This is a genomic window from Variovorax sp. RKNM96 (assembly GCF_017161115.1).
Lineage (GTDB): Bacteria > Pseudomonadota > Gammaproteobacteria > Burkholderiales > Burkholderiaceae_C > Variovorax.
In genome coordinates, this window is sequence record NZ_CP046508.1 from 4,892,112 (window position 1) to 4,909,109 (window position 16,998).

The 16,998-nt window shown below is 69.0% G+C and carries 20 protein-coding genes; 13 read left to right on the plus strand and 7 right to left on the minus strand.

Translation table 11 applies throughout. The features are described 5' to 3' along the window. Window positions 1-52 precede the first annotated feature (52 nt). The 3 genes from bamE (at window position 53) to GNX71_RS22670 (ending at window position 1,709) form a co-directional block, all read left to right on the plus strand. On the plus strand, window positions 53-652 hold the full coding sequence (gene bamE / locus GNX71_RS22660) for an outer membrane protein assembly factor BamE (RefSeq protein ID WP_206174502.1): 600 nt from the start codon (window positions 53-55) through the stop codon (window positions 650-652). 146 nt (window positions 653-798) lie between these two features. Further along, complete coding sequence (locus GNX71_RS22665; protein WP_206174503.1) at window positions 799-1,227, plus strand: CBS domain-containing protein; 429 nt, start codon at window positions 799-801, stop codon at window positions 1,225-1,227. 122 nt (window positions 1,228-1,349) lie between these two features. Next, window positions 1,350-1,709, plus strand: a complete 360-nt coding sequence (locus tag GNX71_RS22670; RefSeq protein WP_206174504.1) for an HPF/RaiA family ribosome-associated protein — start codon at window positions 1,350-1,352, stop codon at window positions 1,707-1,709. Window positions 1,710-1,719: 10 nt separating this feature from the next. Here GNX71_RS22670 and GNX71_RS22675 read toward each other — a convergent pair whose 3' ends face one another. The 5 genes from GNX71_RS22675 to GNX71_RS22695 form a co-directional block, all read right to left on the minus strand. Then, window positions 1,720-2,196, minus strand: coding sequence for a MerR family transcriptional regulator (locus tag GNX71_RS22675; RefSeq protein ID WP_206174505.1), 477 nt, complete (start codon window positions 2,194-2,196; stop codon window positions 1,720-1,722). Beyond that, window positions 2,186-2,608 (minus strand): nuclear transport factor 2 family protein, encoded by a 423-nt coding sequence (locus GNX71_RS22680; protein ID WP_206174506.1) that lies wholly within the window; start codon window positions 2,606-2,608, stop codon window positions 2,186-2,188. The genes GNX71_RS22675 and GNX71_RS22680 overlap by 11 nt, the downstream gene beginning before the upstream one ends. Before the next feature lie 102 nt (window positions 2,609-2,710). Beyond that, window positions 2,711-3,631 carry an SDR family NAD(P)-dependent oxidoreductase gene (locus tag GNX71_RS22685; RefSeq protein WP_206174507.1) on the minus strand — a complete coding sequence of 307 codons (921 nt, stop codon included), beginning with the start codon at window positions 3,629-3,631 and terminating at the stop codon, window positions 2,711-2,713. A gap of 109 nt (window positions 3,632-3,740) precedes the next feature. Then, on the minus strand, window positions 3,741-4,121 hold the full coding sequence (locus GNX71_RS22690; protein ID WP_206174508.1) for a response regulator transcription factor: 381 nt from the start codon (window positions 4,119-4,121) through the stop codon (window positions 3,741-3,743). Window positions 4,122-4,275: 154 nt separating this feature from the next. Beyond that, the gene (locus GNX71_RS22695) at window positions 4,276-4,968 is read right to left on the minus strand and encodes a glutathione S-transferase family protein (RefSeq protein ID WP_206179624.1); all 693 of its coding nucleotides are present in this window, start codon (window positions 4,966-4,968) and stop codon (window positions 4,276-4,278) included. Between the two features lie 182 nt (window positions 4,969-5,150). Here GNX71_RS22695 and GNX71_RS22700 point away from each other — a divergent pair, with 182 nt between their 5' ends. The 6 genes from GNX71_RS22700 to GNX71_RS22725 all read left to right on the plus strand — a co-directional run bounded on the left by GNX71_RS22700 (window position 5,151) and on the right by GNX71_RS22725 (window position 11,465). Next, window positions 5,151-5,972, plus strand: a complete 822-nt coding sequence (locus tag GNX71_RS22700; RefSeq protein ID WP_206174509.1) for an NAD(P)-dependent oxidoreductase — start codon at window positions 5,151-5,153, stop codon at window positions 5,970-5,972. Between the two features lie 34 nt (window positions 5,973-6,006). Continuing rightward, window positions 6,007-7,602 (plus strand): AMP-binding protein, encoded by a 1,596-nt coding sequence (locus tag GNX71_RS22705; RefSeq protein WP_206174510.1) that lies wholly within the window; start codon window positions 6,007-6,009, stop codon window positions 7,600-7,602. A gap of 104 nt (window positions 7,603-7,706) precedes the next feature. Further along, window positions 7,707-8,891, plus strand: a complete 1,185-nt coding sequence (locus GNX71_RS22710; protein WP_206174511.1) for an alpha/beta fold hydrolase — start codon at window positions 7,707-7,709, stop codon at window positions 8,889-8,891. Beyond that, window positions 8,888-9,619, plus strand: a complete 732-nt coding sequence (locus tag GNX71_RS22715) for an enoyl-CoA hydratase/isomerase family protein (protein WP_206174512.1) — start codon at window positions 8,888-8,890, stop codon at window positions 9,617-9,619. The genes GNX71_RS22710 and GNX71_RS22715 overlap by 4 nt, the downstream gene beginning before the upstream one ends. Window positions 9,620-9,678: 59 nt before the next feature. Beyond that, window positions 9,679-10,659, plus strand: a complete 981-nt coding sequence (locus GNX71_RS22720) for a tripartite tricarboxylate transporter substrate binding protein (protein WP_206174513.1) — start codon at window positions 9,679-9,681, stop codon at window positions 10,657-10,659. Between the two features lie 38 nt (window positions 10,660-10,697). Continuing rightward, window positions 10,698-11,465: an alpha/beta hydrolase gene (locus tag GNX71_RS22725; protein ID WP_206174514.1), complete on the plus strand. Its 768-nt coding sequence runs from the start codon at window positions 10,698-10,700 to the stop codon at window positions 11,463-11,465. Between the two features lie 22 nt (window positions 11,466-11,487). Here GNX71_RS22725 and GNX71_RS22730 read toward each other — a convergent pair whose 3' ends face one another. Further along, on the minus strand, window positions 11,488-12,261 hold the full coding sequence (locus GNX71_RS22730) for an IclR family transcriptional regulator (protein ID WP_206174515.1): 774 nt from the start codon (window positions 12,259-12,261) through the stop codon (window positions 11,488-11,490). 178 nt (window positions 12,262-12,439) lie between these two features. Here GNX71_RS22730 and GNX71_RS22735 point away from each other — a divergent pair, with 178 nt between their 5' ends. Genes GNX71_RS22735 through hmgA form a run of 3 tightly spaced genes read left to right on the plus strand, consistent with a single transcriptional unit; the run spans window position 12,440 to window position 14,864 of the window. After that, a complete protein-coding gene (locus GNX71_RS22735) occupies window positions 12,440-13,201 on the plus strand; it encodes an SDR family oxidoreductase (RefSeq protein WP_206174516.1) in 762 nt (253 codons plus the stop codon). A 20-nt stretch (window positions 13,202-13,221) separates the two neighbouring features. Continuing rightward, window positions 13,222-13,548, plus strand: a complete 327-nt coding sequence (locus tag GNX71_RS22740; protein WP_206174517.1) for an NIPSNAP family protein — start codon at window positions 13,222-13,224, stop codon at window positions 13,546-13,548. Between the two features lie 5 nt (window positions 13,549-13,553). Beyond that, entirely contained in the window at window positions 13,554-14,864 is a 1,311-nt protein-coding gene (hmgA, locus tag GNX71_RS22745) for a homogentisate 1,2-dioxygenase (protein WP_206174518.1), read from the plus strand. A gap of 19 nt (window positions 14,865-14,883) precedes the next feature. Here hmgA and GNX71_RS22750 read toward each other — a convergent pair whose 3' ends face one another. After that, window positions 14,884-15,795 (minus strand): LysR substrate-binding domain-containing protein, encoded by a 912-nt coding sequence (locus GNX71_RS22750; RefSeq protein WP_206174519.1) that lies wholly within the window; start codon window positions 15,793-15,795, stop codon window positions 14,884-14,886. A 102-nt stretch (window positions 15,796-15,897) separates the two neighbouring features. Here GNX71_RS22750 and GNX71_RS22755 point away from each other — a divergent pair, with 102 nt between their 5' ends. Next, window positions 15,898-16,920: an aldo/keto reductase gene (locus GNX71_RS22755; protein ID WP_206174520.1), complete on the plus strand. Its 1,023-nt coding sequence runs from the start codon at window positions 15,898-15,900 to the stop codon at window positions 16,918-16,920. Window positions 16,921-16,998 lie beyond the last annotated feature (78 nt).

The following is a 16,998-nucleotide window of genomic DNA, read 5'->3' on the forward strand; positions in this document are numbered from 1 at the left end:
AATCCGCGCGCTGCGCCCCCGCAGCCATTCCAACAAACACCGAGGGAAATCCATGTTCAAGCGCCTTGCCGCTGCCGCCTTGCTGGCAGTCACCGTCGTGCCCGTGTCTGTCGTCCATGCCCAGCGCCCTTCCCCGCCGCCCGGCCCGCTGACCAGCGGCTTCCTGTGCTGCAACATGCGCACCTACGGCGACTCGATCAGCGACATCAACTACGACGAGCAGGGCACGAGCATCGTCGCCGTGGGCACGCCGGCGCGCATCACCGCCTACGACTTCCGCTATTTCAACCTCGACCTCGCGGGCAAGCCCCAGCGCATCAAGAACGACTACAGCCGCAACCTCACGCTGATCGACTTCGCCAAGCGCTACGTGGTCACCGAAGACCCGAAGCAGAAGCTGGCGGCCTTCCCGCCCGCGGTGAGCGCGGCCATCCGCGCCGGCAAGGTGATGCCCGGCATGACGCGCGAGCAGGTGCTGATGGCCATCGGCTACCCGGTGGCGAGCGAGAACCCGAGCCTGGACGCACCCGTCTGGCGCTACTGGCGCGACAGCTGGTCGGAGTACCAGGTCAACTTCGACGACAAGGGCCTCGTGAAGGCCGTGGTGGGCGACCCCGTGGCGCTCAGCCGCGTGCTGGCCGCGACACCTTAAGTTCTCGCCGAATTCCTGCGCGTGGCACACACGCGCAATCCCCTAGAGGGTTTTGCATCGCGGGGGGCTTTTCCGCCCCTATGATTTGACCGAGTGCGGCGCCAGCGGCGTCGGTCGAATCGAAACTTTCTGATGGAGTGACCGCGATGAAACCCGTCTCCGAACTGCTCAAGCGCCACGACTCCGCCGCCTGGCGCACCTCGCCCGACACCAGCGTGTTCGATGCGCTGGCCACGCTGGCCCATTTCGAGGTGGGCGCCCTCATGGTGATGAGCGGAGAGAAGCTCGTGGGCTTTCTCTCCGAACGCGACTACACCCGCAAGGTCGCGCTGCAGGGCAAGAACTCCAAGGAGATGAAGGTCTCGGAGATCATGACGCCCGACGTGATGACCGTCACCCCGCAAACCCGCACCCGCGCCTGCATGGCGCTGATGAGCCAGCGCAAGTTCCGCCACCTGCCTGTGGTCGATGGCGACAAGGTGGTGGGCATGATCTCGATCCAGGACCTGATGGACGACATCATCAGCGAGCACGAGCAGACGATCGACCAGCTGACCAGCTACATCCAGAGCTGAGCCCCCGCATTGCCGATTGCGGACCCTGCCCGTCGTGCGGGTAGGGAATAGACCTACGCACAGCGCAGCGCCCAAAGGCGCACAGTGGGCCTTCGTTCATCCATCCAGCAGAAGGACATTGCATGCAGATTCAGGTCAACACGAGCAACGGTATCGAGAACAAGGACACGCTGGAACGCTGGGCCGACACGGAGATCAAGCAGCACCTGAGTCGTTTCGTCGAAGACGTGACGCGCGTCGAGGTGCATCTGAGCGACGAGAACCACGACAAGGCCGGCGGCGGCGACAAGCGCTGCGTGATGGAAGCGCGCCTGGCCCACCACAAACCGCTGGCCGTGACACAGCACGCCAACACGCTCGACGAGGCCTTTCGCGGCGCGGCCGACAAGCTCAAGCGCCTGCTCGACAGCACGCTGGGCCGCCTGAACAATCACCGCGATCGCGATTCGATCCGCAAGGACGGCAGCTTCGTCGCCGAATAGCGGCGGGCGCTCAGGGCTTGCGCCGTTTCGGCGGCGCGGCGCGCGGCGTGTCCGCGGGAATCAGCGGCGGGCGGTGGCCGCTCGCCATCCACGCATCGTAGAAGTCGATCTTGCGGTCGACCAGCGTGAGCGCCTTCTTCCAGTCGGCAATGGTTTCGGTCACGCGCTGGCGGTGCGCAGCGAGCATGTCGCGACGCTGCTGCAGCGTGGCCTTGCCCTGCAGCGCGAGAGCTGTGTATTCGCGCATCTCGGCAATCGACATGCCGGTGCGGCGCAGGCGCTCCATCAGGTCGAGCCAGCCGACGTGCAGCTCGCCATAGAGACGTCGGCCGCCGTCGTCGCGCGCCACGCCGGGCACGAGGCCCTGCGTCTCGTACCAGCGGATGGCGTGCACCGTGCGGCCGGTCCGGGTGGCCAGTTCGCCGATGTGGAAGGGCGTGCCCTTCACGACCGGTGCCGCGGGTGTGGCCGGCGCGCTAGCCGGCATGCGCGGCCACCGGCGGCGCCTGGAGCGCCTGCTGGACCAGTGCGGTGTCGAAGTACTCCGTCAGCTCTTTCACCTTGCCTCCTTCGAGTCGGTAGACGTAGCAGTAGCGGTTGTTGTAGCGCTTGCCGGCCTTGGTGGGCACGTCGCCGCTGAACAGCACCACCACCCGGTCGCCCTCGGCAATGATGCGCTCGGTCTTGCTCACGTACGGCGCGGCGAACTGCGCGAACAGCGGCTTGATCAGCTCCTCGCGGATGGCTGCCTTGCCCGCATAGGTGCGCGACCAGGGCGTGGTGCCTTCCAGCGTCCAGCTGGCGTCGTCGGCCAGGCTGTCGATGAAGGCCTGGCCGTTGCCCTTGTCCAGCTCCGCGTGGATGTGCTGGACCAGGGCCTTGTTGTCGCTCGTGTTCATGGCTTGATTTCCTTGGCAATTGAATGAACCGGAAGTCCCGGTGAATTCATTGGAAATGCTCGAGTGCGCTCTAGGTCAAGCGCCATGAACGGGCTTCGTGGATCAGCCTCTCTTGGCGTTCGCCATCGCCTTGGCGACTTCGTTGCTGCCCTGCGCGGCGCCGCTCTGCGGCACGGCTTCATCTTCGCGCGAGGTCACTTCGGCCAGCCGCGCGGCCAGTTGCTCGGCGGCGTCCGGGCCATTGCCCAGCCACACGCCCTGCGTCAGCGTGATGTGCGCCGCCTCGAACACGCCGGCGCCCGCGCACAGCACGGTGCGGTTGGGCGCGTCCTGCGCGGCCAGCACCAGCATTGCGGGCACCACGGATTCGGGCTGGAAGGCCTCGAGCATCTCCTTGGGGAACAGGTCCTCGGTCATGCGGGTGGCGGCGGTGGGCGCGAGGCAGTTCACGCGGATGTCGTTCTTCGCACCCTCGATGCTCAGCGTCTGCATGAGCCCCACGAGCGCGAGCTTGGCGGCGCCGTAGTTGCTCTGGCCGAAGTTGCCGTACAGGCCCGAGGACGAGGTGGTCATCACGATGCGGCCGTACTTCTGCTCGTTCATGAGCGCCCAGACGGCCTTGGTGCAGTTCACCGCGCCCATCAGGTGCACGTCGACCACCAGCTTGAAGTCGGCGATTTCCATCTTGGTGAAGCTCTTGTCACGCAGGATGCCGGCGTTGTTGACCAGGATGTCGACACGGCCCCAGGCGTCCACCGCCTGCTGCACCATGGCCTGCACGGCCTCGAAGTCGGTCACCGATGCGCCGTTGGCCATCGCCTCGCCGCCGGCCGCCTTGATCTCGTCGACCACCGCCTGCGCGGCGCTCACCGAGCCGCCGGAGCCGTCGCGCGCGCTGCCCAGGTCGTTGACCACCACCTTGGCGCCGCGTGCCGCCAGGGCCAGCGCATGTTGACGGCCGAGGCCCCCGCCCGCGCCGGTCACGATGGCCACGCGGCCCTTGAAGTCGATGCTGTTGCTCATGAGTCTCTGCTGCTTTCGTTGGGGAGTGTTTGCGCCTTGCCGCTGTGCGGCAGCGTGGCGTTTTACCCCAGAAAAGCCCGGCAGCGGCACGGCGCATGCGCCGCGCCAGTCACCCGTGCGACGGCTGCATGGTGGCGCAGTACGCCACCAGCTGGTCGAGTTCGGCCGATTTGTCGAAGAAGGCGTCGGCACCCAGCTGCGCCGAGCGATCGCGCATGTCGGCCGTGGCGTAGTTGCTGAGCACGATCACCTTCTGGCGCGGCGAGCGGTTGCGGCAGGCGTTGATCACGCCCAGCCCGTTGCCACGCTTGAGGAACAGGTCGACGATGGTCAGGTCCCAGTCGTCGCTGTGGTGGCGCAACCAGTCGACGGCTTCTTCCTCGGTGCTGGCGGAGGCCACGACCTTGGCATCGGCCAGGTCCTCCAGGAATCCGGCGAGGTTCTCGCGGATCACCGGGCTGTCCTCGACAAGGTAGGCCTTGAAAGTCATGGCGAATCCGATGGGGCTGGCGGGAAGGCGAGGTTTACGCGGTGCATGGAGTCATCCTCGCTGCCCCGGTCACGCTTGCGGTGGGCCATGCAGGGCAATGCCTGTAGGCGATCCGCCACCGCGCCTGTCGTCCATGGGTGTCGGACGGCGGTCCTTATTCGCGTGCCTGCGGCCGCTTCGCAAGGCCCACGCCGGCCGTCGGCAGCAGCGGCAGGCCCTGCCGCGCGGCCGCTTCGGCCTGCACCGCCATCGCACGCAAGAAGCCCGCGCGCGAACTCAGGCGCGTCCAGTATTGCTGCGCCGCCGGGCCCAGGCGCTCCTGCTGGCCCAGCACATTGGCCAGCAGCAAGGCGTAGCCGACCGAGATGTCGGCCGCCGTGAAACGGCCGGCGGAGACGAAGTCCTGTGCCTCCAGCAGCTTCTCGAGCGTCCGCAGGCGGCCGGAGAAGAACTGCGCGTAGTCCTCGGAAGCCTGGGGCTGCCGACGCGCTTCCGGCTCCAGCAGGCCATAGCGAAGCACCAGGGTCAGCGGAAAGGTCAGCGAGGCCTCGCCGAAATGAAGCCAGTTCAGGTAGGCCCCGTAGCCAGGCTCCGCGGGCTCCACGTTCAGCGGGGTCGGCGCGTGGAGGCTGGCCAGGTACTGGCAGATCGCGACCGACTCGTTCATGCGGGTTTCGCCATCGACCAGCAACGGCACGGTGCCCTGCGGGTTGATCTTCAGGTACTCGCGGTGCAGCACCCGCGGCGGAAATGGCAGCATCTCCATCCGGTAGGGCACGCCGAGTTCCTCGAGCATCCAGAGAACGCGGAACGAGCGTGCATTCGGGCAGTGATAGAGCGTGATCATCGGATGAAGGGCCGGCGCCGGGAGTTGCCGCGCGGATCGTCGCATGCGCCCGCCATGGCGCCTTGCGTCGATTGGCTGCGCTGCCCTCGGCCGGCGCGCAGCCAGTCTGCGCAAGTCTTTTCGCGCACCGCCGAATAGCCTGCGGGCTCATGCGATCGAGGATCGCGATCTGCGGAGCGTCCATGCCTTCACTGAAATCGAAAACACTCTTCATCACCGGCGCGAGCCGCGGCATCGGCAAGGCCATTGCGCTGCGGGCCGCACGCGACGGCGCCAACATCGTGGTCGCGGCGAAGACGGCAACGGCCGACCCGCGCCTGCCCGGCACGATCCACAGCGCGGCCGAGGAAATCGTCGCCGCCGGCGGGCAGGCCCTCGCGGTGGTGGTCGACGTGCGTGACGAAGCCCAGGTCCGTGCCGCGGTCGATGCGGCGGTGGCGCGCTTCGGCGGCATCGACATCCTGGTCAACAACGCCAGCGCGATCCACCTGGAGACGGTCGAACGCACGCCGATGAAGCGCTACGACCTGATGTTCGAGATCAACGCGCGGGGCAGCTACCTGTGCGCGCAGGCCTGCCTGCCGCACCTGGAGAAGGCCGCGAACCCGCACATCCTGACCCTCTCGCCGCCGCTGGACCTCAACCCCAAGTGGTTCGCGCGCCACGCGGCCTACACCACCTCGAAATACGCGATGAGCATGCTCAGCCGCGGCCTGGCCGAGGAGCTGCGCGGGCGCGGCATCGCGAGCAACTCGCTGTGGCCGCGCACCGTGATCGCCACCAGCGCCCTGCGGATCGCGGCGCCCGACGTGGCGGGACAGGCGCGCCAGCCGGCCATCATGGCCGACGCCGCCTGGCACATCCTGACCCGGCCGAGCCGCGAGCTCACCGGCCAGTTGCTGATCGACGAGCAGGTGCTGCGCGATGCCGGCGTCACCGACTTCGCACCCTACCTGGTGACGCCCGGCGTTGAGCCGCTGATCGACTTTTTCGTGGAACCGTGACCGGGGCGCCATGCCGCCCGAAGGAGACCCTCGCATGCAGACAGCCGACGCCGAACGCACGGGCATCGCCCGCATCTCGCTCGCGGACATCGTCCGGCGCAGCGCCCGACGCAATCCGGACAAGACCGCCGTCATCCAGGGCGACCGGCGAATCACGTTCGCCGTGCTCGATGCGACGAGCGAGCGCGTCGGCGAGGCGCTGCGCGACCACGGGCTCGCCGGGCGCCGCATCGCGACGATGTGCGTCAACTCGATCGAGCACCTCACGGCCATCCAGGCCATCCACAAGTCGGGCAATGTCTGGGTGCCGGTCAACGTGCAACTGGACGCGCCATCGATCGAGCACGTGCTCAGCCACGCCGAAGTCAGCGGAGTCTTCATCGACGCCGCGCTGTTCGCGGTGCCGGCGCTGCGCGCGCTGGTCGAGCGGCTGGACCTGCTGGCGGTCGTGATCGGCGGCGCGCACCCAGCCGGCGTGGCCGACGTGAGCACGCTGCAGTTCGACGCGCTGGCATCGCGCACGCCCACGGAGCCGCTGGCCGCGCCCGGCGGCGACGATGACCTCGCGCTCGTCATGTACACCAGCGGCACCACGGGAAAGCAGAAGGGCGTGATGCACTCCCACCGCTCGATCCACGGTGCACTGCTGACCTGCGCCCAGAGCTTCGAAGCCACCGAGCGCGACGTCGTCGCCTCGGTGCTGCCGCTGTTCCACTGCGCGCAGCACACCATCAGCATGGGCGCGCTGATGGCCGGCGCAACGATCTGGCTGGCCAACGGCTTCGACCCCGCGGCCATGCTGGCGGCGATCGCGCGCGAACGCATCAGCTGGCTGTCGTGCCTGCCGATGATGTTCGATGCGCTCATGAAGCACCCCGAGCGTCCGCGGACCGATCTCTCGTCCCTGCGCATGTGCATGTACGGCCTGGCGCCGATGCCCAGGAACCTGCTCGCGCAGGTGCGCCGCGAGATGTGCGCCGACGTGCGCCTGGGCACCGGCCAGACCGAGATGTATCCGCCGACCATGGTCTACCGCGCGAGCGACCATCCCGACAAGGACGGCAACTGCTGGGGCCTGTCGGTGGCGGGGGTGGAGACCGCCGTGATGGACGACGACGGCCGCCTGCTCGGGCCGGGCGAGGTCGGCGAGATCGTCCATCGCGGCCCCAATGTCTTTCTCGGCTACCTCAAGGACCCCGAGGCCACCGCCGCGGCGCGCCGCTTCGGCTGGCACCACACCGGCGACATCGGCATGTTCGACGCCGACGGGCAGATGCTGTTCCTCGACCGCAAGAAGGACATGATCAAGTCCGGCGGCGAGAACGTCTCCAGCATCAAGCTCGAAGCCGTGCTGCTCGCCCATCCCGCGGTCGCCGGCGCGGCCGTGGTGGGCCTGCCGCATCCGCACTGGGGCGAGGCGGTTGCCGCATTCGTGGTGCTGCGCCCCACCGCCGCCGGCACGTGTGGCGAGGACGCGCTGCTCGCGTTCTGCAAGGAGCGCCTGGGCCGCTTCGAGGTGCCCAAGTCGATCCGTTTCGTGGACGGCCTGCCGATGACGCCGACGGGCAAGGTGCAGAAGTACCAGCTGCGCACCGGGCACCTGGCGCTCTTTGCGTCCGAAGAAGGATAGGAAACCGGTCCCGGCCATTCTCGTGTTCATCTATCGGACAAAGCCATGGTTTCGGGAGAAGGGTCCGCGAACAATGGATCGATTCTTCGACCTGACGCGGGACCATGTTCTTCTACTTCCCCCAAAACTATCGCTGGTCGCTCGCGGTGCTTCGCGCCATTGCCGCGGGTGGACTGTTCGGTGAGATCGACTGGGCCTGCTCCCGCCTGAAGGACGCGGCCGAGGTGCAGCCTTCCGGCGACGTGGAGGCCTGGCATCGTGCGTGGAGCGAACTCGGGCGCCAGCTGGAGCAATCGGCGGCCGACGCCCTGGCGCGCGGGCATCGCGTGAGCGCCAGCGACTTCGCCCTGCGCGCCTCGGTCTACCACCAGTGGGCCGAAGGACTGCTGGACCCGGACGATCCCCGCGCCGCGCGCGCCTACGCCAAGCATCTGTCGTGCTTCGAGACCTTCGCGGAGCACCGCGACCCCGCCATCGAACTGGTCGACATTCCGTTCGAGGGCAGCGTGATCCCGGCCTACCTGGTGCCCGCCGTGGGCCGCAGCGGGCCGGGGCCGGGGCCGGTGGCGCTGCTGTCGGACGGCCTCGACGCGAACAAGGAAGAGATGTTCTATGTCGCGCAGAACCTGGCGCGGCGCGGCATCGCCACCCTCGCCTTCGACGGTCCGGGCCAGGGCTCGGCACTGCGCATGCACGGCCTGACCGCCCGCCACGATTTCGAGAAGCCGGTGACGGCCTGCGTCGACTGGCTCGTGCGGCGCAAGGACGTGGACCCCACGCGCATCGGCATGGTGGCCGCGAGCTGGGGCGGCTACTACGCGCCGCGCGCCGTGGCGTTCGAAAAGCGCATCAAGGCCTGCGCGGTGATGGGCGCCGTCTTCGACACCCACGCCTGCATGGTGCGGCGCGTCGGCTACGTGCCGGGCCAGGGCGCCACCCAGCTCGGCAACAGCGCGCCGCTGGGCACCACCGGCAAGCAGATCCTGCGCATCCTGGGCGTGCCGGACTGGGAAAGCGCGTTCCGCAAGCTCGAGGATTTCCGCCTCGAAGGCGTGGCCGGACGCATCGACTGCGACCTCTTCATCGTGCACGGCGCCAACGACCGGCATGCCCCGCCCTCGGAAGCACAGCGGCTGATGGACGCGGTGAGTTCGCGCCACAAGCACCTGCGCGTGTTCACCGAGGAGGAAGGCGGCGCCGCCCATGTGAACCTCGACCGGCCCGAGCCCGCGCTGAGCATGGTGTGCGACTGGATGGCCGAACGCCTGCAGGAGACCCCACCCCCATGACCACGCCCGAAGAGTCTTCCTGGATCGGTTGCGATGTGCAGGGCGACGTGGTCACGCTGCGGCTGCAGCGTCCGCAGGCCGGCAACCGCCTGACCAACGCCATGGCCCTCGCGCTGGCCGGCGCGCTGGATGCCGCGCGCGACAGCCGGGTGATCGTGCTGCGCGCCGAGGGCGCCGACTTCTGCCTCGGCCGCGACATGGCGCCGCCGCCACCGGGCGCCGGGGTCAACGCGGCCGACGTGCTGCGCGACGATGCGGCGCCGATCCAGGCGCTCTACGACGCGTTCGGCCGTTGCCGTTCGCCGGTCGTCGGCATCGTGACGGGCCGGGCGTGGGGCATCGGCACGGTGCTGGCCGCGCGCTGCGATCTCACGCTGTGCGAAGAGGACAGCAGCTTCGCGCTGCGCGAACTCGAGCGCGGCATTCCGCCCTGCATCGCGATGGCGCCGCTGCTGGACCGGATGCCGGCCAAGGCGCTCGCGCACCTGGTCTTCGGCGCGGAGCCCATCGGCGCCCGCGAGGCGCTGGCCGCGGGCATCGTGGGCCGGGTGGTCGAGAGCCGCCGGCTCCAGGCCGAGAGCGATGCGCTGGTGGAGCGCCTTCTCTCCTTTCCCGCGCCGGCCGTGCAGGCGGTCAAGCAGTTCCTGGCGACCGCGCCGCGTCATCACGAACCCAACGCGGTGCTCTACGGCGCGGGCCTGCTGGCCAACGTGCTGGGCTCGCGCTGAACGGCGGCGCCCCTGCGGCGCCCTTCGGCGCGACCGGAAAACAAGAAGGAGACATCACCATGCGACGTTCGTTTCTTGCATCCCTGGCATCGCTTGCGACGGCCTTCGCACTGGCGGGCACATGCCTGCCCGCCGCATCCGCCGCCTTCCCGGAAAAGCCGATCCGCATCCTGGTCGGGTTCCCGGCCGGCAGCACCGGCGACCTGATCGTGCGCATCCTCGGCCCGCGCATGACGCAGGGCCTGGGCCAGCCCGTGATCGTCGAGAACCGGCCGGGCGCGGGCAGCAGCATCGCCGCCGAGGCCGTCGCCCACGCCGCGCCCGACGGCTACACGCTGCTGCTGAGCACCACCGCGAACGTCATCAACCCGAGCCTGTATCCGAACCTGCGCTTCAGCTTCGTCAAGGACCTGACGCCGGTGACGCTGCTCGCCGAGGCGCCCGCGGTGCTGATCGCGCGCACCGACCTTCCCGCCGGCACGGTGAAGGCGCTGATCGCGGCGGCCTCCGAGGCGCCCGGCAGGTTCAGCTACGGCTCCTCGGGCAACGGCACGTTCACCCACCTCTATGGCGAGTCGTTCAACCAGTCGGCCCAGGTGCGCCTGACCCACGTGCCCTACAAGGGAGGCGCCCAGGCGCTGACCGACGTGATGGCAGGCCGGGTGGACCTGGCGTTCACGCCCGCCGCGCCGGTGCTGGCGCAGATCAACGCCGGGCGGGTCAAGGCACTCGCGGTCATCGGCCGGCAGCGTATGGCCACCCTGCCCCAGGTGCCGACCTTTGCCGAGGCGGGCATCGCCAATTTCGACTCGGCACTCTGGTTCGGCCTGCACGCGCCCGCGGGCACACCGGCCGCGGTGATCGAGCGGCTGGCCTCCGAATTGCAGAAGGTGCTAGCCGATCCGGAAGTGCGCCGGCAACTGGGCGACCAGACCGTCGACGTCGTGGCCAGCACGCCGGCCCAGTTCGCGGGCACCATCGCGAGCGAATCGGCCAAGTGGTCGAAGGTGATCGGCACCGCGGGCATCAAGATCGATTGACGCGGCACATTCCAGAACAAGGACACAGGAGAACGCACATGACGACGCTGGGCCACGAGATCCGGGGCAACGGCCCCCGCCGGGTGATGGTCCTGCACGGCTGGTTCGGCGACCACGACGCGTGGGCGCCGACCTATCCGCTGCTGGACGGTGCCGCCTTCACCTATGCCTTTCCCGACTACCGGGGCTACGGTGCCTCGCGGGCCATCGAAGGGGCGCACACGATCGCGGAGATCGCCGGTGACGCCCTCGCACTGGCCGACCAGTTGGGTTGGAAGCGCTTCAGCCTGCTCGGCCACTCCATGGGCGGCATGGTGGCGCAGCGCGTCGCGATCGACGCACCCGGGCGCATCGACGCCGCGGTGTGCGTGACGCCGGTGCCGGCCTCCGGCGTGCCGCTGCCTCCCGAGGTGGCGGCGCTGTTCGCGTCGGCGGCCACCGACGAGCAGGCGGCCCTCGGCGTGATCGAGGCATCGCTCGGCTCGCGCCTGACGCCCGCGTTGGCCCGTTCGATCCTGGCCCACCAGCGCGCGACGGCCGACTCCGTGGCCTTCGGCGACTACTTCCACGCCTTCTCGGCCACCGACTTTTCCGACAGGGCGGGCGCGCTGCGTGCGCCGCTGCTCGTGCTGGTGGGGGAGCACGACGGGGGCGTGTCGCCGGACTTCGTGCAGGCCACCTTCCCCCGCATGTATCCGCACGCGCAGATCGAGACGCTGCCCAATGCCGGCCACTACCCGATGCTGGAGACGCCGGCGTACCTGGTGACGCGCGTCGAGGCCTTCCTGCGCCAGCACGGCGGTTGAAGAAGAATCCGCCGCGGTGGCCTCACGCCTTTCGCTTCCGCAGCAGGATCTCCACCGACTGCGTCGCTTCGCGCAGCATGTCCGCTACCTGCGCAATGCGTCGCTGGCCCAGACGCTGCGACAGGGCGGCCACGCTCAGCGCGCCCACGGCCTGCCCCATCGAATCGCGGAAAGGCACGCCGACCGCCTTGACGCCCAGGCTCACCCGGTTCTGGATGACCGCGGCCCCCAGCGCGCGCGCCTCCACGCAGGCTTGCGCCAGGTCCTCGGCCGACAGTTTCCCGAAGGCCGCCAGGCTCGGCCCCACCCTTTCGATGATGTCCGCGCGCTCCTCGTCGCCGATGGCCGAAAGGATCGCCAGCCCACCCGCGCCCACGCCCAGCGGGCGCCGGCTGCCGACCTCGAGCACCAGCGCGCGAATCGGAAAGGCCCCTTCGCGGCGATGCATGCAGACCGCGTCGAAGCTGCTGCGCACGACCAGGTAGACGGTGTCGCCGGTCTCGCGGGCCAGCGAGTCCATCGCGGGTTCGCAGAGGTCGCGGATGTCGTGCATGGTCGAACTGGCCACGCCCAGCTCGAAGGCCAGCGGACCGAGCTTGTAGCGCCGCAGTTCGTCGTTGAAGACCGCGAGCCGCTCCGCGGCGAGCTGGCCCAGGATGCGGTGCACCGAGGGATGCGGGATCTGCGATTTCTCGGACAGCTCGGTCAGCGCCAGCCCGCGCGGGCCGGCGGTGGCCAGCAGCTTGAGGATCACCACGCCTCGTTTCAGCGAGCCTGCGTCGGAGGGCGTTTTCATGTTCGATTGGTGGACAAACGGCTGGTTCGAGGCGGCCCATTAGAAAACAATTCCTGCTGGTGCCCTAGCGGTGCCCCGGCTATCGGACAGCACTTGCGCCGCTCCCGGCGCATGCCGATCGAACAGAACGACCGAGGACATTCATGCAAGAGAAAAGAGCGCTTCGCGGGAGATGCCGATGAGCACGGCGCCGGATGCCGTGGCCTCGCTGGCGGGCCGGATCGCCGTCGTCACCGGCGGCAGCAGCGGCATCGGCGCCGCCTGCGTGCGTGCGCTGGCGGACGCGGGCGCGACGGTCGTCATCGGCTACAACGAAGGCGCGGAACGTGCACGGGCGCTCGGCGAAGCGCTGCCGGGCAACGGCCACCGCACGCTGCGGATACCGCTGACCGACAGCGCGGCGCATGCCGCCATGGCGGACATGCTGCAACGCAGCTTCGGCCGGGTCGACGTGCTCGTGAACTCGGCCGGCTTCACGCGGCGCATCGCGCACGGCGACCTCGATGCGCTCGCACCGGCGCTGTTCGACGAGATCCTTGCCGCCAACGTCGGCGGCCCCTACGCCATCACACGCGCGCTCATGCCGCTGCTGAAGGCGTCCGCCGATGCGGCGGTGGTCAACGTGTCCTCCGTGTCGGCCTTCACGGGCCTGGGCAGCAACATCGCCTATTGCGCAGCCAAGGCGGCGCTCGACACGATGACGGTGTCGATGGCCAGGGCCTTCGGTCCCGTGCGCTTCGTGAGCGTCTCTCCCGCGGCGGTCGACACCGACTTCGTGCAGGGCCGCAACCGCGACGACCTGCTGAAGAAGGCGGCCGCCACGCCGCTCGGGCGCATCGTCACGCCGGAGGACGTGGCGCTCGCCGTGCTCGCGTGCGTGATGCACCTGCGCACGGCCACGGGCACGCGGATCGTCATCGACGGAGGGCACAGCCTGTGAAGGGCGCAGCCGCTGCAACCATGCTTGTCGAACAACGCACCTACACCACCCATCCCGGCCAGTGGCGCGCCTACCTGTCGCTGTACGAGGCCAAGGGGCTGGCCATCCAGCGCCGCATCCTCGGGCGGATGGTCGGCTACTACCGCACCGAGACCGGCCCGCTCAACCAGGTGATCCACATGTGGGCCTACCTGGACATGAACGAGCGCGCCGAGCGACGCGAACTGCTGATGGCCGACCCGGGGTGGAAGGCCTACGTGGTGGAGATGCTGCCGCTGCTGCAGAGCCAGGAATCGAAGATCCTGCTGCCGGCGTCCTTCTTCACGCCGCAGTGGCAGCAGGACTGACGACCATGGCAACACAAACGGACCAGGCCGATGCGGCGCCCGAGTACCAGAGCGGATTCGGCAACCAGTTCGCCAGCGAGGCGCTTCCGGGCGCCTTGCCCGTCGGCCGCAATTCGCCGCAGCAGGCGCCGCTGGGCCTGTATGCCGAGCTGCTGTCCGGCACGGCCTTCACCGCACCGCGCGACCGCAACCTGCGCACCTGGATGTACCGGCGGCGCCCCAGCGCCATGCACGAAGCCTTCGCGCGCATCGACGACGGCGGCTGGCGCAGCGGCCCGTTCACCGAAGCGGAAACGCCGGCCAACCGGCTGCGCTGGAACCCCTGGCCGATGCCGGCCGCGGGCACGGACTTCGTCGGCGGCATGCTGACCGTCGCCGGCAACGGCGAGCCGCATGCGCAGACGGGCTCGGCGGTGCACGTCTACCGCGCGAACCGCTCGATGGAGGGACGCTATCTCGTGAATTCGGACGGCGAACTGCTGATCGTGCCGCAGTCCGGTGCGCTGCTGATCCACACCGAACTGGGTCGGCTCCACGTCGCACCCGGCGAGATCGCGCTGGTGCCGCGCGGCATGCGCTTTCGGGTTGCGCTGCCGGACGGCGAGGCGCGCGGCTATGTCTGCGAGAACTACGGCACGCCCTTCCGCCTGCCGGAGCTGGGGCCGATCGGATCGAACGGGCTCGCGAACGCACGCGACTTCCTGGCGCCCGTCGCGGCGTTCGAGGAAGACGCCGGGCCCGTGCGCATCGTCAACAAGTTCATGGGCCACCTCTGGGAAGGCGGGCAGGCGAGCACGCCGCTGGACGTGGTCGCGTGGCACGGCAACCTCGTGCCCTGCAAGTACGACCTCGCGCGGTTCATGGCCATCGGCACGATCAGCTTCGACCATCCCGATCCGTCGATCTACACGGTGCTGACCTCGGGCAGCGACACGCCCGGCGTCGCCAACTGCGATTTCGTGATCTTCCCGCCGCGCTGGCTGGTGGCGGAAGACACCTTCCGCCCACCCTGGTTCCATCGCAACGTGATGAGCGAGCTGATGGGCCTCGTGCGCGGCGTCTACGACGCGAAGGCCGAGGGCTTCGTGCCCGGCGGCGTGAGCCTGCACAACTGCATGCTGCCGCACGGCCCCGACGCCGCCACCTTCGAGCGCGCGAGCACCGCCGAACTCGCGCCGCACCGCCTGGCCGACACGCTGGCCTTCATGTTCGAGAGCCGCCATGTGTTCCGGCCCACGGCGCAGGCGCTGGTCGCGGCGAACCTGCAGCCGAACTACGACGCGGTGTGGAAGGGGTTCAAGGCCGGCGACGCATGACGACAGGAGACAGCAAGCGCTACGGGGTCTCGCCCTCCTGCCGAACGCCGTCCAGCAAGGTCATGCGGAAGATCTCGACCAGCGGCCGCAGGTTGACGTTGTGCCAGGCCGCCCACAGCGGCGTCCTGTAGGTGAACCATGGCAGCTCGCGCAGCACCACGCCGGCCGGCGCATGGTGGCGCAGGCTGCGCTGCACCATCGCCACGCCAAGGCCCGCGGCCACCAGCCCCAGCGCGGTGAGCGGCTCGGCGGCCTCCATCGAGATGTTCGGCGTGAACCCGGCCTTGGCGCATGCGGCGACGAAGCCGTCGTGCGTGAGCGCGCTCTCCTTTTGCTGCACCGCGATCCACTCCAGCTTTCCGAGCGCGGCCGGCGTCAGCTTTGTGGCCGATGCGAGCGGATGCGATTCGGGCAGTGCCAGCAGCATCGGATCGCTCGACAGCAACGCACCCTTCAGGTCGGGGTCGTTCGCCAGCGGCGGCTCGCACACCAGCGCGATGTCCAGGCTGCGCTGCCGCAACCCCTCGAGCTGGTCCGCCGACTGCTGGTTGTAGAGCGCGATGTGCACCGCGGGCCGCGTGGCGCGCAGGGTGCGCAGCGCATCGGACAGCACGCCGGAGTGCATGGCGTTCTCGATGTAGCCGATGCACAGGCCGCCCTCGTCGCCGCGCCCCAGCCGGCGCGCCAGTGACTCCAGGCGGTTGGCATGCGTCAGCAGCGCCCGCGCCTCCGCGAGGAAGGTGCGGCCGTCGGCCGTGAGGCGGATGCGCTGCTGGCTGCGCTCGAACAGCACGAGGCCGAGCCGCTCTTCCAGTTGCGCGATCTGGCGGCTCAGCGGGGACTGGGAGATGTGCAGCCGCTCGGCGGCACGGCCGACGTGCTCGTCTTCCGCGACGGCGACGAAGTAGTGGAGTTGGCGGATGTCCAGCATTTAAGACCCGTGAAGACTCAAGTTGGACGAATTATGTCTTGGACAGACTCAACACCGAAACCTACAGTGAACCCATCCGACAACCAACAAGGACTTTCTTTCATGAGCATCAAGGACAAACTCCCCGGCCTCCTGGGCTTCGGAACCGCCCCGCTGGGCAACATGTTCCGCAACATCCCCGAGGCCGAAGCCCTGGCCACGGTCGATGCGGCCTGGGACCACGGCATCCGCTATTTCGACACGGCGCCTTTCTACGGCGCGGGCCTGGCCGAGATCCGCCTCGGCGCGGCACTGGCGAAGCACCGGCGCGACGACTACGTGCTCAGCACCAAGGTCGGCCGCCTCGTGCTGGACGAAACCGAAGAGACGACCACGCGCGACCTCGGCGAAAAGGGCGGGCTTTTCGAATTCGGCCGGCCGAACAAGCTGGTCAACGACTATTCGGCGGAAGCGACCCTGCGCTCGATCGAGGACAGCTTGAAGCGCCTGAACACCGACCGGCTGGACATCGTCTGGGTACACGACATCGCCCAGGACTTCTACGGCGACGAATGGCTCGCGCAGTTCGAAATCGCCCGCAAGGGGGCCTTCCGCGTGCTGACCCGCCTGCGCGAGGAAGGCGTGATCAAGGCCTGGGGCCTCGGGGTCAACCGCGTGGAGCCGTGCGAGCTGACGCTGGACCTGAGCGAGGCCAAGCCCGACGGCTTCCTGCTGGCCGGCCGCTACACGCTGCTGGACCACGAACGCGCCCTGCAGCGCCTGATGCCCGCCGCCGCGAAGCAGAACGTGGACATCGTCGTGGGCGGCCCGTACAGCTCGGGCATCCTGGCCGGCGGCACGCACTTCGAGTACCAGAAGGCATCGCCGGAAATCATCGCCAAGGTCGAGCGCATCAAGGCGGTGGCCGAGCGCCATCGGGTCGGCATCAAGGCCGCCGCGCTGCAGTTCTCACTGGCCAATCCGGCGGTGGCGGCCGTGATTCCCGGAGCGAGCCGTCCCGAGCGCATCGCCGAAGACCAGGCGGCGCTGGCCGCGGTGATTCCCGCGGCGTTCTGGGACGAGATGCGCGCGCAGAAGCTCATCGCAGCCGATGCGCCGACGCCGGCAGACCGCAAGGGAAAGTAAGAAGCCCGCCTCCTGCCACCGTCCTACAGGCTCGGAACAGGAGCTTCGGTACGGTGGGATTCAACCGCCCGGCATCCG

Coding starts and splice junctions, on each gene's coding strand:
- bamE (WP_206174502.1), top strand. CDS start 53: ATGTTCAAGCGCCTTGCCGCTGCCGCCTTGCTGGCAGTCACCGTCGTG.
- GNX71_RS22665 (WP_206174503.1), top strand. CDS start 799: ATGAAACCCGTCTCCGAACTGCTCAAGCGCCACGACTCCGCCGCCTGG.
- GNX71_RS22670 (WP_206174504.1), top strand. CDS start 1,350: ATGCAGATTCAGGTCAACACGAGCAACGGTATCGAGAACAAGGACACG.
- GNX71_RS22675 (WP_206174505.1), bottom strand. CDS start 2,196: ATGCCGGCTAGCGCGCCGGCCACACCCGCGGCACCGGTCGTGAAGGGC.
- GNX71_RS22680 (WP_206174506.1), bottom strand. CDS start 2,608: ATGAACACGAGCGACAACAAGGCCCTGGTCCAGCACATCCACGCGGAG.
- GNX71_RS22685 (WP_206174507.1), bottom strand. CDS start 3,631: ATGAGCAACAGCATCGACTTCAAGGGCCGCGTGGCCATCGTGACCGGC.
- GNX71_RS22690 (WP_206174508.1), bottom strand. CDS start 4,121: ATGACTTTCAAGGCCTACCTTGTCGAGGACAGCCCGGTGATCCGCGAG.
- GNX71_RS22695 (WP_206179624.1), bottom strand. CDS start 4,968: ATGATCACGCTCTATCACTGCCCGAATGCACGCTCGTTCCGCGTTCTC.
- GNX71_RS22700 (WP_206174509.1), top strand. CDS start 5,151: ATGCCTTCACTGAAATCGAAAACACTCTTCATCACCGGCGCGAGCCGC.
- GNX71_RS22705 (WP_206174510.1), top strand. CDS start 6,007: ATGCAGACAGCCGACGCCGAACGCACGGGCATCGCCCGCATCTCGCTC.
- GNX71_RS22710 (WP_206174511.1), top strand. CDS start 7,707: ATGTTCTTCTACTTCCCCCAAAACTATCGCTGGTCGCTCGCGGTGCTT.
- GNX71_RS22715 (WP_206174512.1), top strand. CDS start 8,888: ATGACCACGCCCGAAGAGTCTTCCTGGATCGGTTGCGATGTGCAGGGC.
- GNX71_RS22720 (WP_206174513.1), top strand. CDS start 9,679: ATGCGACGTTCGTTTCTTGCATCCCTGGCATCGCTTGCGACGGCCTTC.
- GNX71_RS22725 (WP_206174514.1), top strand. CDS start 10,698: ATGACGACGCTGGGCCACGAGATCCGGGGCAACGGCCCCCGCCGGGTG.
- GNX71_RS22730 (WP_206174515.1), bottom strand. CDS start 12,261: ATGAAAACGCCCTCCGACGCAGGCTCGCTGAAACGAGGCGTGGTGATC.
- GNX71_RS22735 (WP_206174516.1), top strand. CDS start 12,440: ATGAGCACGGCGCCGGATGCCGTGGCCTCGCTGGCGGGCCGGATCGCC.
- GNX71_RS22740 (WP_206174517.1), top strand. CDS start 13,222: ATGCTTGTCGAACAACGCACCTACACCACCCATCCCGGCCAGTGGCGC.
- hmgA (WP_206174518.1), top strand. CDS start 13,554: ATGGCAACACAAACGGACCAGGCCGATGCGGCGCCCGAGTACCAGAGC.
- GNX71_RS22750 (WP_206174519.1), bottom strand. CDS start 15,795: ATGCTGGACATCCGCCAACTCCACTACTTCGTCGCCGTCGCGGAAGAC.
- GNX71_RS22755 (WP_206174520.1), top strand. CDS start 15,898: ATGAGCATCAAGGACAAACTCCCCGGCCTCCTGGGCTTCGGAACCGCC.